Source organism: Psychroserpens luteolus, from assembly GCF_021032705.1.
GTDB lineage: Bacteria > Bacteroidota > Bacteroidia > Flavobacteriales > Flavobacteriaceae > Psychroserpens > Psychroserpens luteolus.
Map to the genome: position 1 here is coordinate 1 of NZ_JAHVXI010000006.1, position 13,122 is coordinate 13,122.

Annotated in this window: 13 protein-coding genes and 1 tRNA gene; 7 read left to right on the forward strand and 7 right to left on the reverse strand. The window is 33.9% G+C overall.

Going from position 1 to position 13,122, the window contains the following annotated elements:
- Positions 1-127 (forward strand): T9SS type B sorting domain-containing protein (locus KWG70_RS14150; protein WP_262910639.1); only part of this gene is annotated, 127 nt, incomplete at its 5' end.
- 262 nt (positions 128-389) lie between these two features.
- On the opposite strand, the gene KWG70_RS14155 is transcribed toward KWG70_RS14150, so the two are convergent.
- Both KWG70_RS14155 and KWG70_RS14160 read right to left on the reverse strand, forming a co-directional pair.
- Positions 390-1,907 (reverse strand): OmpP1/FadL family transporter, encoded by a 1,518-nt coding sequence (locus KWG70_RS14155; RefSeq protein ID WP_230936701.1) that lies wholly within the window; start codon positions 1,905-1,907, stop codon positions 390-392.
- A gap of 37 nt (positions 1,908-1,944) precedes the next feature.
- Entirely contained in the window at positions 1,945-3,000 is a 1,056-nt protein-coding gene (locus tag KWG70_RS14160) for a hypothetical protein (RefSeq protein WP_230936702.1), read from the reverse strand.
- 100 nt (positions 3,001-3,100) lie between these two features.
- Here KWG70_RS14160 and proS point away from each other — a divergent pair, with 100 nt between their 5' ends.
- From proS to rpsT, 3 genes are all read left to right on the forward strand, one after another.
- On the forward strand, positions 3,101-4,579 hold the full coding sequence (gene proS, locus KWG70_RS14165) for a proline--tRNA ligase (RefSeq protein ID WP_230936703.1): 1,479 nt from the start codon (positions 3,101-3,103) through the stop codon (positions 4,577-4,579).
- Between the two features lie 144 nt (positions 4,580-4,723).
- Positions 4,724-4,795: transfer RNA gene (locus KWG70_RS14170), tRNA-Glu, on the forward strand.
- Positions 4,796-4,821: 26 nt separating this feature from the next.
- Complete coding sequence (gene rpsT / locus KWG70_RS14175; protein ID WP_230936704.1) at positions 4,822-5,076, forward strand: 30S ribosomal protein S20; 255 nt, start codon at positions 4,822-4,824, stop codon at positions 5,074-5,076.
- A gap of 152 nt (positions 5,077-5,228) precedes the next feature.
- Here rpsT and rho read toward each other — a convergent pair whose 3' ends face one another.
- The gene (gene rho / locus KWG70_RS14180) at positions 5,229-6,869 is read right to left on the reverse strand and encodes a transcription termination factor Rho (protein WP_230936705.1); all 1,641 of its coding nucleotides are present in this window, start codon (positions 6,867-6,869) and stop codon (positions 5,229-5,231) included.
- A 221-nt stretch (positions 6,870-7,090) separates the two neighbouring features.
- Here rho and KWG70_RS14185 point away from each other — a divergent pair, with 221 nt between their 5' ends.
- Positions 7,091-7,501 (forward strand): DUF4293 domain-containing protein, encoded by a 411-nt coding sequence (locus KWG70_RS14185; RefSeq protein WP_230936706.1) that lies wholly within the window; start codon positions 7,091-7,093, stop codon positions 7,499-7,501.
- 78 nt (positions 7,502-7,579) lie between these two features.
- On the opposite strand, the gene KWG70_RS14190 is transcribed toward KWG70_RS14185, so the two are convergent.
- Positions 7,580-8,074 (reverse strand): metallophosphoesterase family protein, encoded by a 495-nt coding sequence (locus KWG70_RS14190; protein WP_230936707.1) that lies wholly within the window; start codon positions 8,072-8,074, stop codon positions 7,580-7,582.
- A 119-nt stretch (positions 8,075-8,193) separates the two neighbouring features.
- Between KWG70_RS14190 and truA the strand changes: the two genes are divergently transcribed.
- Both truA and KWG70_RS14200 read left to right on the forward strand, forming a co-directional pair.
- On the forward strand, positions 8,194-8,943 hold the full coding sequence (gene truA / locus KWG70_RS14195; protein WP_230936708.1) for a tRNA pseudouridine(38-40) synthase TruA: 750 nt from the start codon (positions 8,194-8,196) through the stop codon (positions 8,941-8,943).
- A complete protein-coding gene (locus KWG70_RS14200; RefSeq protein ID WP_230936709.1) occupies positions 8,944-10,710 on the forward strand; it encodes an ABC transporter ATP-binding protein in 1,767 nt (588 codons plus the stop codon).
- Position 10,711: 1 nt separating this feature from the next.
- Here KWG70_RS14200 and KWG70_RS14205 read toward each other — a convergent pair whose 3' ends face one another.
- Genes KWG70_RS14205 through cdaA form a run of 3 tightly spaced genes read right to left on the reverse strand, consistent with a single transcriptional unit; the run spans position 10,712 to position 13,097 of the window.
- The gene (locus KWG70_RS14205; protein WP_230936710.1) at positions 10,712-11,512 is read right to left on the reverse strand and encodes a DUF3667 domain-containing protein; all 801 of its coding nucleotides are present in this window, start codon (positions 11,510-11,512) and stop codon (positions 10,712-10,714) included.
- A gap of 1 nt (position 11,513) precedes the next feature.
- Positions 11,514-12,314, reverse strand: a complete 801-nt coding sequence (locus KWG70_RS14210) for a DUF3667 domain-containing protein (RefSeq protein WP_230936711.1) — start codon at positions 12,312-12,314, stop codon at positions 11,514-11,516.
- Positions 12,315-13,097, reverse strand: coding sequence for a diadenylate cyclase CdaA (gene cdaA, locus KWG70_RS14215; RefSeq protein ID WP_230936712.1), 783 nt, complete (start codon positions 13,095-13,097; stop codon positions 12,315-12,317). It abuts the gene before it with no gap.
- Positions 13,098-13,122: the final 25 nt, after the last annotated feature.

Sequence of the window (13,122 nt, forward strand, 5' to 3'; positions counted from 1 at the left end):
AGGTTGGAATGGTAACTATAATGGGAACCAGATGCCAACAAGTGACTATTGGTTTGTAGTTGAGTATAATGAACCTAATACAGGTGACCGTAAAGAATTTAAAGCCCATTTTACCCTGAAAAGATAAGTTGGGAATAAGATAGATAAATAAATATAAAAGCTATGCGCACATGCATGGCTTTTTTATTTAATGCCTTTTCGAGATAACATACTGTTTTAATAAACCAATATTATGATGTGATATACTCTTTTATCTTAGTGTTACTAGTTTTATTTGGATTTGAAATAAGAACTCTGGAAAGTAATGCATTTATTTATATACTATGTTTTATCAAATAAAAATGCCGAACAAACGTTCGGCATTTTTAGTCTATATTTTGCTTTATAAATTACAAGTTGAAACCTAAGGTCAATGTAATGTTAGAATTGTTTGTGTCTAAGGTTGCTGCATCAGTTAATCCAACAGAATATAACTGATTATTAGTTGTTCTCTCAGCTTGATCATATGTAATATCTAGTCTAGTGTTTCCGAAGTTATAACCTAAACCTAAAGAATAACCTGTTAAGTCTCCGTAGAACGTATCATCTTCGTAAGGACTTTCTTCAAACCTGTATCCACCTCTAAAGCTAAATTGCTTAACTTTATATTCGCCACCAACTCTGTATGTGTTTGCGATTTTGAAAACATCATCGATGATATCATTTTGAGCTGCAAAAAACGCATCAGAAGTAGGTCTAAACTTAGTGTTTTTAAAATTTCTTCTTGAATAGTCGAAACTTAGTAATCCTTGCTCAGCAAAAACGTAAGCTAAACTTCCTGTAATTTTGCCAGGAGACTGTAGTCTATAATCTGGAAAAATATTTATGATATTTGGATTTATAAATGTGGAAATATTACCGCTTCCATCATTTCTTACCGTTTCTACATATTGCGAAGTTTCTTCTGTAATGGTCAACCATGTTGGTGAATTATATGTAAAACCAGCTCTTAATTCATTTGTAAGTTTTAAAATGGCACCTAATTGAAAGGAAAACCCATTTCCAGTTGTCAATAAATTATTGTCAAAGCCTACATTTGTTACTAAAGAACCAGTGTTAGAATTAGATTCATTAAAAGATGTGAATCTTTCATAATTAATGAAATGTGTATTTAAGTTTATACCCAAATACAATCTATCATCATATTGAGCAGAAGCATTAAAACTGACTTTTCCGTTATATCCTCTTGAGGTATAGTTATAATTTTGATTAAAAGTACCAGGAGCTATATTGGACGTGTATATTGTATTTTCATCAGTATTTGCATCTGGTTCTAAAATAAAAGATTCATATCCTAAAAAAGCTTGTTGATTTCCAAAGCCAAAAAACGCACCAATTTCTCCATAGGCCTCAGATATGGTCTCGCCAGGAAAAGCAGATATTTCATCAAGTCTTTTACCTTGTGCAAAAGCTAAAAAGTAGCTATCTATAGAATTTGTATTCTGCCCATTTGCTGACCACTGGTCATCATAGTTCCCAGTTTTATCATAAGCTACACTTAGTACAAATTTACGCCATGGTGAATTTTCATTATTATTAGAAAAAACAAAAGCCGCACCACCTTGGTTTATGTCTGTTTTAGAATCTGAAGACGCGCTTTGCCCATTAAAATAGGTTACATCATTATCGATGTTCAAACCCGAAAGTGATATCGATGCATGACTTCTACTAAAAATTGCAGAACCTGCTGGATTAATACTAACTGCAGACATATCACCTCCAAGTGCGCCAAAAGCACCGCTTAGGGCTCTAAATCGAGCAGAACCTTGAATTTCATCTTGTGAATATCTTAGGGCATCAGAGATATCTTGTGCCATAATATTAGACATAGAAAGTACACCTATGACTAGTATAGTTAATTTTTTCATAGTAAAATTTTATAATTTTTCGATAAATAAATTTGGATTATCCTCTACGACCACCGCCTCTAGATGATGATCTAGATGAACCAGATGATCTTGAAGAACCACCAGAACTTCTTACAGAGCTGCCTCTACTAGAAGATCTACTGCTTCTAACACTAGAGTTATTACTTCTGCTTGGTCTAGATCTAACACTAGAATTATTACTTCTACTTGGACGCGTTCTAACATTGGAGTTGCTACGTGTATTTGGTCTAGTTCTAATTCTGGTATTTGGTCTAGTTGTTCTAATTCTAGTATTTGGTCTCGTCGTTCTAATTCTAGTATTAGGTCTAGTTGTTCTAATCCTTGTATTACTTCTTGTATTGCCTCTTATACTTGCATTATTTCGTCGTGTATTAGCTCTTGTTAATGCGGCATTTGATCTACTGCTGTAAACACCTCGACGTGCATTTGCTCTATTGAGTCCATTTATAGACCCTCTTCTTCCATAGTTATAGGCTACATTGTTGTAATAACCGTTATTGAAACCATATCCATAATAGCCTGGAGGGCACCATGCATTCCAGCCCCAACCGAAACCGCCATTCCAGCCGCCCCAGCCGTAATAACCCCAGCCATAATTAAAGCCATTATAAAAACCGCCTCCAAAACCTCCCCAAGGAGACCAACCAAATCTGTTCCATCTATTCCATCCCCAATAGTTCCATCCCCAATTGTTCCATCCCCAACCGTTGTTGATAATATTAATGCTAACATTATCAGGATCTTGTCCCCAGCCAGCATTACCAGTTTGAACTTCATCAGAAGCGACATCATCATACTCACCTACATATGAATCTATATCAGTGAATATAGCACTACCATCATCGGGAATGTTATCATACTGATCTGATTTTTCTGTAAAATAATCTTTAAAATAACTATTATTTTCTGCAGGAACGGTTCTTGTTTCTTCATATACTACTTCACTGTCACTATAGATACCATCGCTGTCATAACCAACGTATTGGTATGAACCACAAGAAGCCAACAGAAATGTTAAGCTTAGTGCAACAAAAAATGGAAATTTGTTCTGTATGTAATTGTTTAATTGCATATCTCTTGATTTTTATTGTTGAACATTACAAAAATAGTTAGTTTTGTTGAACTATTTTTTTATTTAACAGTATCACAAATTTTGTGCCAAAACACTTAAAATGAGTAAAAACCTTACAAGTAGAGCAGAAGACTATTCAAAATGGTATAATGAATTGGTCGTAAAGGCTGATTTAGCTGAGAATTCAGCAGTAAGAGGATGTATGGTTATAAAACCTTATGGCTTTGCAATCTGGGAAAAAATGCAAGCAGAATTAGATAGAATGTTTAAAGAAACTGGACATCAAAATGCCTATTTTCCTCTTTTTGTACCTAAAAGCTTGTTTGAAGCTGAAGAAAAAAATGCTGAGGGCTTTGCTAAAGAGTGTGCAGTAGTGACTCATTACAGGCTACAGAATGATCCAGATAATGAAGGAAAGCTTCGTGTTGATCCTGAGGCTAGGCTAGAAGAAGAGCTTATTGTTAGGCCTACAAGTGAAGCTATTATATGGAATACTTATAAAGGATGGATTCAAAGTTATAGAGATTTACCAATTTTAATTAACCAATGGGCTAATGTGGTGCGTTGGGAAATGAGAACACGGTTATTTTTGCGTACGGCTGAATTTTTATGGCAAGAGGGACATACTGCTCATGCGACTAAAAAAGAAGCACTAGTTGAAGCAGAACTCATGAATAATGTCTATGCAGAATTTGCTGAAAATTTTATGGCCATACCAGTTATCAAAGGTGTGAAAACAGAAAGTGAGCGTTTTGCTGGTGCTGAAGAAACCTATTGTATTGAAGCTTTAATGCAAGATGGAAAGGCACTACAGGCTGGAACATCTCATTTTTTAGGACAAAATTTTGCTAAGGCCTTTGATGTGAAATTTACTAACAATGAAGGGAAGTTGGATCATGTTTGGGCGACGTCTTGGGGTGTTTCTACCCGATTAATGGGAGCCTTAATTATGACACATAGTGATGATAAAGGTTTGGTGTTACCTCCAAATTTAGCCCCTTTTCAAGTGGTGATTGTTCCTATTTATAGAAATGACGAGCAGCTTGATACTATAACTGAAAAGGCAAATGGTATTATAAAAGAATTGAAAACTCTAGGCGTGACTTGTAAATTTGATTCTAGAACAACGCATAGGCCAGGAGCTAAGTTTGCACAGCATGAATTGCAAGGAGTACCTTTAAGAATAGCCATTGGTCCTAAAGATTTAGAAAATCAAACAGTAGAGTTAGCTAGACGTGATACTTTAAGCAAAGAAATTGTATCAATGTCTGAATTGTCATCTACAATAAGTTCATTATTAGTAGTGATTCAAGATGAACTATTTAATAAAGCGCTTAATTTTAGAGATACGCATATCACAGAAGTTGATGATTTTGAAACATTCAAAGATGTTTTAGAGTCCAAAACTGGTTTTATTTCTGCGCATTGGGATGGTACTGCAGAGACAGAGCAGAAAATAAAAGAGTTGACAAAGGCGACCATTAGATGTATACCAACAGATGCTGAAACAACAGATGGAGTCTGTGTTTACAGTGGGAAACCATCAACGAAAAGAGTGTTATTTGCAAAGGCGTATTAATTTTTTTTTAAAAAAGTTTATTTAGGTGTTGCAACATTTAAAAATAGTTGTATTTTTGCATCCGCAATGAGTAATTGCATGTTCATTTGAAATTGTAGTTAGAAAACTAATAAAATGTCCAACTACAAATGAAATAACTCAAATGGCCCGTTCGTCTATCGGCTAGGACGCCAGGTTTTCATCCTGGTAAGAGGGGTTCGATTCCCCTACGGGCTACAATTTTTAATAAGAAAGAAAATACAATGGCAAATCATAAGTCAGCATTAAAAAGAATTAGAAGTAACGAAGCTAAACGTTTACGTAACAGATACCAACACAAAACTACTCGTGGTGCTATCAAGAGATTACGTGATATGGAAAAAGCTAAAGACGCAAAAGAATACTTGCCTTCAGTTATTTCAATGATAGATAAATTAGCTAAAAACAATATCATTCATGATAATAAAGCGGCTAATTTGAAATCGAAATTAACTAAGCATGTAGCTTCCCTAAGCTAACAAGAACTTATTATAATTAAAATTATAAAAGCTTCTCATATGAGAAGCTTTTTTTATGTGATGTATTCAACAAACGAATTATTTGCATTTACTCATAAAAAAACTCTTAATATTATATTAAGAGTTTTTTGTTGTATCAAGTTTTTATGTATTTAGCCATTCATAGATACCAAAAACTCTTCATTATTTCTAGTTTGTTTAAATCTATCGTTGATAAATTCCATAGCTTCTACAGGGTTCATATCGGCAAGATATTTTCTCATCACCCACATTCTTTGAATTGTAGTTTCATCTAATAGGATATCGTCACGACGTGTACTAGATGATGTTAAATCAATTGCAGGGAAAATACGACGATTAGATATCTTACGATCTAATTGTAACTCCATATTACCTGTTCCTTTAAATTCTTCGAAGATAACTTCGTCCATTTTAGAGCCAGTTTCTGTTAATGCCGTAGCTATTATAGTTAATGAACCACCATTTTCTATATTACGGGCAGCACCAAAAAATCGTTTTGGTTTGTGAAGCGCATTTGCATCTACACCACCACTTAATATTTTTCCAGATGCTGGCTGAACTGTATTATAAGCTCTTGCCAATCGTGTAATAGAATCTAATAAGATGACTACATCATGGCCACATTCTACAAGACGTTTTGCTTTTTCTAATACAATATTTGCAATTTTTACATGTTCATGGGCTTCCTTATCAAAAGTTGAAGCGATTACTTCACCACGAACATTACGTTGCATATCTGTTACTTCTTCTGGGCGTTCATCAATTAATAAAATCATTTGATATACTTCAGGATGATTTGCAGCAATGGCATTGGCAACATCTTTTAATAACATCGTCTTACCAGTTTTTGGTTGAGACACAATCATACCACGTTGTCCTTTTCCGATAGGAGAAAACAAATCCATAATACGTGTTGAAATCGTACTTTGCTTTTCTGCAATATTGAATTTTTCCTGAGGAAACAGAGGTGTTAAATGTTCAAAAGATACGCGGTCTCTTACAACTTCTGGTTTTTGACCATTAATTTTACTAACCTTGATTAAAGGGAAATATTTTTCACCTTCTTTTGGAGGTCTTACATGACCAAGAACTGTATCTCCTGTTTTTAATCCAAATAGACGAATTTGAGATTGAGATACATAAATATCATCGGGTGACGATAGATAATTATAATCAGATGAACGTAAAAATCCGTAACCATCTTGCATAATATCTAATACACCTTCACTTTCAATAATGGCATCAAATTCAAAATCTGGCTCTCTGTAACGGTTACGACTATCTTTGTTACCGTTGTTTTTATGTTGATTACCATCTTTGGAGCGCGGATTGTTCTGTTTATTATCATTCTTCTGACGATTATTTTGCTTATTGTCATTAGAGTTTTTAGAACGATTATCACTTCTCTGATTATTATTTCTATTGTCTTTTTTGTCCTTAGGATGAGATTTAGGAGAGTTATCCTCTTTTTTCTCTTCTAGGTTCATCTTCTGCTGCTGTGCAGGTTTTTGATCCTGTTTTTTATCATCCTGCTTTTTTTCAACACGAGCTCTAGGCTTTCTTTGTTGAGGCGCAGGTTTCTTCTGTTCCTGTTTTTGAGCAGGAGCTGCTACTTCTTTTTTTACAGCGTCTGGATTGGCTGCTTGGAAGTCTAAGATTTGGTAAACGAGATCCAGTTTCTTTAACGAACGGTATTTAGGAACGTTCAATTTTTGAGCGATTTCCTGAAGTTCAGGAAGCTTCTTTGCTTTTAATTCGGAAATTTCGAACATGTATAATGTGTACTAATTAAGTTTATTCTTTGAAATGGATTAGTTTCTTACTTTTCTGAAAAATATAAAATGGGAAAAATTTGAAAAAAATCTGAAGATTAACAACCTGCTACACTGTAGGTAACGCATTGTTTATGCAATAATACAATTTTATTTTTAAAATTTAATACTACTTTTAAAAAGAAACTATTAATTTTGTGCCTTATTATTGATAATTATAAATGATTCAACGTATACAATCCATATATCTTTTATTTGCAGCAGGAGTTTCTGCTGGTTTGATATTTGTATTTCATTTGTGGACTAAGGTCGAAGATGTTATAGTTTACGCAAAAGATGAACACTTGTATTTAGGTTTGTTTTTAGGATCTGCTTTATTATCTTTAATTTCAATTTTTTGTTTTAAAAATAGGAAGCTTCAATTTGTTTTGGGCCGACTCAACATCATATTAAACTTTATTTTATTAGGATTTTTTGTATATCAATTGCTAATGCCACCTGGAGAGAGTCAAATCTCAGAGAAGGGTGTTGGGATATTCATACCTATTTTATCTATCGTGTTATTGGTCTTAGCCAATAAAGCCATAAAAAAGGATGAAGACCTCGTAAAATCTGTTGATCGATTACGATAAACCCTATTATCTTAATTATTTTAGTGCGTAAACCCAAGGTGAAGACCTTGGGTTTTTTATTATTTTTAAAAGTTTGAACTATCTTTTTGGAAACTCTATTACTTCGAGGTTCTCGATGTTTTTACCATCTATTGTAAAGCGAAGCATTGTTCTTATTTTATGAAAACCATGCTTGCCTACTGCACCTGGATTCATGTGGATTAAATTATAGCGCTTATCAGGTATAACCTTTAAAATATGTGAATGCCCTGAAATAAAAATACGTGGAGGGTGTTCTTTGATCATATGTCGAGTCCGCATATTATATTTTGGAGGGTAACCGCCAATATGAGTTATCCAAACATCTACGTCTTCACACATGAACCGATTATTTTCAGGGAATTCAACTCTAGCCTTCGCATCATCAATGTTTCCGTAAACAGCGCGCAAAGGCTTAAGCGCTTTGATAGCATCAGTAACACTTAGATCTCCAATGTCTCCAGCATGCCATACTTCATCTGCTTGTTTAACATATTTTAAAATAGCTTCATCGATGTAACTATGTGTATCTGATAGCAGTAGGATTTTTGTCATAAAACGGCTTCATTTTGTGGTTGTATGGTTTTCTGGAGAAAACCTTTTAATTATGTTAATAGCGATTAAAAAGCGACAAAAACATTTATCTTTGTTCTTTTACAAAAGTAAGGTTTCTATTGCGTTTTTTTATCGAATTATCATACAACGGAAAAGCATATCATGGGTGGCAAAATCAGCCTGACGCCATTTCTGTACAGGAAGTTGTTGAAAAGGCTTTATCGACTTTATTAAAACATGATATTTCAATAATGGGAGCAGGTAGAACAGATGCTGGAGTGCATGCTTCACAGTTATTTGCTCATTTTGATACCGAACAGAAGTTTCCAGATAATTTTGTATTCAAGTTGAATTCTTTCCTTCCGAAGGATATTGCTGTTACAACTATATTTGAAGTTTCTGCTGATGCACATGCTCGTTTTGATGCTTTGAGTAGAACATATCACTATAGGGTTTCTACCAAAAAAAATGTCTTCAATTTTGATTTTTCCTATGCTTTGCATAAATCATTGGATGTGGAGTTAATGAACAAAGCTTGCGATATCCTATTGCAGTATAGCGATTTTCAATGCTTTTCGAAGGTGAATACAGATGTAAAAACGTATCATTGTAAACTCATGCAAGCTCATTGGACTATTGAGAACAACGAACTACTATTTACGATCAAAGCAGATCGTTTTCTAAGAAATATGGTTCGCGCTATAGTTGGCACACTCATTAATATTGGTTTAGGTAAGTTGGAATTGGAACGTTTGCATGATATTATAAAATCTAAAGATAGGAGTGAGGCCGGTTTTTCGGTCCCTGCTCACGGGTTATATCTCGTTAATGTAGACTATCCAAAACATATAAAACTAGAAGGAAATTAAATGGAAAACAAAAAGACCAAAGCTTTTGATTTAACACTATTCAAACGGTTACTGCAGTACATTAAGCCTTACAGATTAGTGTTCTTTGGATCCTTGCTATGTGTTATTGGCCTTGCTCTTTTTGGAGTTGCTCGGCCATTAGTTCTCCAAAAAGCTATTGATGACTATGTCGTTATAAAAGCTTATGACGGATTTCTATTTTGGATTTTAGTAATGTTAGGCCTATTGATTTTTGAAGTAGTAAGTCAATTGTTATTTATCTATTATGCAAGTTGGTTAGGGCAATCTGTTGTTAAAGACATTCGCGTCAAATTGTATGACCATGTTCTGAATTTTAAAATGAAATATTATGATAACTCCTCAGTTGGAGTTTTAATTACAAGAACAGTTACAGATATGGAGCGTATTGCGGATATCTTTGGGCAAGGACTGTTTATGATTTTTAGCGATCTTCTTAAAATGTTGGCAGTTGCTGCAGCTATGTTTTATTTAAATTGGAAATTGAGCCTAATTGCTTTTGCAACCATGCCTATTATCTTATTTGCGACAAAGATATTTCAGAAGTATATGAAACGCGCTTTTGAAGAAGTGCGTAATGAAGTATCTAACTTAAATTCTTTTGTGCAAGAGCGTGTCACAGGAATGAAAATACTTCAGTTGTTTACTAGAGAAGATACTGAATTCAAAAAGTTTAAAGCTATAAATGAGCGTCATAAAAAGGGCTGGCTAAAGACCGTATGGTATAACTCTGTATTTTTTCCTATTGCCGATTTATTGTCTTCCATTACATTGGGAACTATTGTTTGGGTAGGAGGATTAATGGTAGTTTTTAACAAAACAGTTACCATAGGAGATCTAACAGCTTTTATCATGTTTGTGCCTATGTTGTTTAGACCTTTAAACCAAATAGCGAATAAATTCAACACCCTCCAAATGGGAATGGTGGCAGCCGATCGTGTATTTAAAGTTTTAGACACTACATCACAAATAGATGATTCTGGTGAAGCAATTGCTCAAGAGTTTAGAGGTGATATAGCATTTAAAGAAGTGCGCTTTTCATATATTAAAGATGAAGAGGTTCTTAAAGGTATTTCATTAGATGTTAAAGCAGGAGAGACAGTTGCTATTGTTGGAGCAACAGGTGCTGGGAAATCAACTATCATTAATTTATTAAATCGTTTTTATGATATTAATGATGGTACGATTTGTATTGATGGGACAGATATCAAAAGTTTAACTTTAAAATCATTGCGTTCACAAATTGCTGTAGTACTTCAAGATGTGTTCTTGTTTGCAGACACCATACTTAATAACATCACACTTAAAAACCCTCATATTTCGGAAGAGGAAGTCATTCAAGCTGCTAAAGATATTGGAATTCATAAATTCATATCAAGCCTTCCTAATGGCTATCATTATAATGTTAAAGAACGTGGAGCTATGTTATCTTCTGGTCAACGTCAACTGATTTCATTTCTTAGAGCCTACGTGACCAATCCGAGTATATTGGTTCTTGATGAAGCGACATCATCTGTCGATTCTTATTCTGAACAATTGATACAGGATGCGACAGACAAAATTACTGAAGGTCGCACGTCAATTGTTATTGCACATCGTTTGGCAACAATCCAACAAGCCGATCAAATTATTGTTATGGATGCAGGGAAAATTGTAGAAAAAGGGACACACAAAGAGCTGCTTAAAGTAGAAAACGGTTACTACAGAAATCTATATGAGGTCCAGTTTTTAAAAGCTGAAGCTGTATAAATTATTTTTTTGGAATATAATCTTTTATACCTCCAGTGGCTATTAAGAATATAGTCATGATGATTACGAGTATAATATAAAGTGCTATAAACACAGCAAAGAAAAGTAAAACCTTTAGAAATAATTGTAGCGCGCTTAGTTTAAATATGCGTTTTAGTGCGTAGCAATGATAGGCAAAGATAATAACATAAAATAGCATGCTATAGATCAAATAATGCTCAGGTATTGCTAATAGTACAAGCATACCAATAATAACCGAGGCCGAAAGTAATGCTGACATACTATACATATAAAGAATAATATGCTCGGTTAAATTATAACGCTTATCATAGAAAACAACAGCCGATACAATGGCCAATAAAGGTATCATTGCCGAAATTATCAATGAATTATATTCGAAGGCACCTCCTCCACCATTAGCCATATCGGCCAACATTTGTTGAGAGGTTGGATTATTAAATATTTCTGCGGTGAACAACTTTGAAAAATCAAGATACTCTAAATAGTATTTCTTGATAATAAATATAGACAACCCACTTAATGTTAAGGTGATACCTAAAAAACTCAAAGGGTTCACATAACGTTTTCGCACGCCTTGCACATAGCTGTCAATAACGGCTTCAGGCTTCTTAAATAAATCGATAAACGTACGTAGTAATTTATTATCATAATTGAAGAAGGTTTCACTAATATGTTCAAAAAGATTTTTAAAGCTCAGGCGGTTGCGTATGACTTTCCCGCCACAATTATTACAAAAATTGCTTTCTGAAGTGAGTTCGGTATGACAGTTTTTACAATTCATATTAGTGCAAATCTATAGGTTGTATTTGACCAGAAGCGCCTAAGTAGATGCCATATATAACTCCTATTATAATGGCAGAAATGATCATAACTATTAGCGCAATTAAGTAATAGGCAACTACTCTTATAAAGGCATTAAAGGTTTTTATGTCGAAAAGCCTTTTAAATACGTAGGTCATGTAAATCAACATTGGAATAATGGCAAACTGAGAAAAGAGATTATAATTGATACTAAAAACGATCGAAATCATGCTAGCCACAAACCAAAAGGTGAAAAAATGTGCATTTGTATATATGTTAATCACAAAGTGTTCGGCAAGATTATAGCGCTTCGAATCTAAAAATAGTAGCTTCGAACCGAATGCATAAATAGGAATAAACATTACAGTTAACAATCCTTGATACTGATAAAAGTTATCAAGAAAGGTTTCAGGGTCAAAAATCTTTTCATTTACAGGAGTTGTGGTTTTTATAAGATCACCAACACTTAACAATTCTGGAAAAAAGCTTCTGAATATATAAAACTGTAATCCAATAAGTGTTACGACTAAGCCTAAATAGCTAACTACGTTAACATAATTTCTTCTAAAGCCTTGGTTATAACTATTGATGACTTTCTCTGGTCTTAGCGTAAGATCTCGAAATGTTTTTATGAACTTATTATCATAACTTAAGAAATTTGAAAAAAATAAAGAAACAATAGATTTTACCGTTAGGCGGTTTGCATTGATCCGTTCACCGCAATTTGAGCAGAAACGATTAAAATCTTCTGAAAGTTGACTATTACAATTCTTGCAATTCATTTAAGTCAGATCTTTATACAGTAAAGTTGTGAGTTCTTGTATATCTTCAAACATGACGAACTCTCCATTTTTTAAATAAGAAATCTGTCCAGTTTCTTCACTAACAGCTAAAGCAACAGCATCTGTTTTTTCGGTAATACCAACTGCTGCACGATGACGTAAACCAAAACGCTGAGGGATGGTTTTTTCATTATTCACTGGTAATATGACACGTGTAGCTTTCACCACATTGTTTTCAATAATAATGGCGCCATCATGTAACGGACTGTTTTTAAAGAATATACTTTCAATGATAGGTTGGGTTACTTTTATGTTCATTTCGTCACCTGTATTGACCAAAAAATCAAGATTATTATTGCGTTCTATAACAATAAGTGCTCCTGTTTTTGATTTCCCCATACGTTCACAAGCATTTACAAGTGCATTAATATCGGTTTCGGTTTCGACTTCTGTTTTTAGGAATTTCATTTTCTTGAAAAACTTTCCACGACCACTTAAATTTGTGGAGCCAACCATGAGGAGGAATTTCCGTATTTCGGGTTGAAACACAACTATAAGTGCAATAATTCCAACTTTAATGAAGCCATCAAAAATGCGATGAAGCATGTACATGTCTAGAAAATCGGTGACTCTCCAAACCAAATAAATAATAATGATTCCAATAAAAATATTAACTGCAACGGTGCCTTTAACAAGCTTATAGACATAGTAGAGAAGAATAGCGACCAGAAAAACGTCGATAAAGTCTATAATCCCAAAATCCCAAAATTTGAATTTCTCCAAGGCTAGCGTGTTTGTGTAAATGTAA

Bases quoted from the DNA above. Each gene is read 5' to 3' on its own strand.
- KWG70_RS14155 (WP_230936701.1), bottom strand. From the start codon at position 1,907: ATGAAAAAATTAACTATACTAGTCATAGGTGTACTTTCTATGTCTAAT.
- KWG70_RS14160 (WP_230936702.1), bottom strand. From the start codon at position 3,000: ATGCAATTAAACAATTACATACAGAACAAATTTCCATTTTTTGTTGCA.
- proS (WP_230936703.1), top strand. From the start codon at position 3,101: ATGAGTAAAAACCTTACAAGTAGAGCAGAAGACTATTCAAAATGGTAT.
- rpsT (WP_230936704.1), top strand. From the start codon at position 4,822: ATGGCAAATCATAAGTCAGCATTAAAAAGAATTAGAAGTAACGAAGCT.
- rho (WP_230936705.1), bottom strand. From the start codon at position 6,869: ATGTTCGAAATTTCCGAATTAAAAGCAAAGAAGCTTCCTGAACTTCAG.
- KWG70_RS14185 (WP_230936706.1), top strand. From the start codon at position 7,091: ATGATTCAACGTATACAATCCATATATCTTTTATTTGCAGCAGGAGTT.
- KWG70_RS14190 (WP_230936707.1), bottom strand. From the start codon at position 8,074: ATGACAAAAATCCTACTGCTATCAGATACACATAGTTACATCGATGAA.
- KWG70_RS14200 (WP_230936709.1), top strand. From the start codon at position 8,944: ATGGAAAACAAAAAGACCAAAGCTTTTGATTTAACACTATTCAAACGG.
- KWG70_RS14205 (WP_230936710.1), bottom strand. From the start codon at position 11,512: ATGAATTGTAAAAACTGTCATACCGAACTCACTTCAGAAAGCAATTTT.
- KWG70_RS14210 (WP_230936711.1), bottom strand. From the start codon at position 12,314: ATGAATTGCAAGAATTGTAATAGTCAACTTTCAGAAGATTTTAATCGT.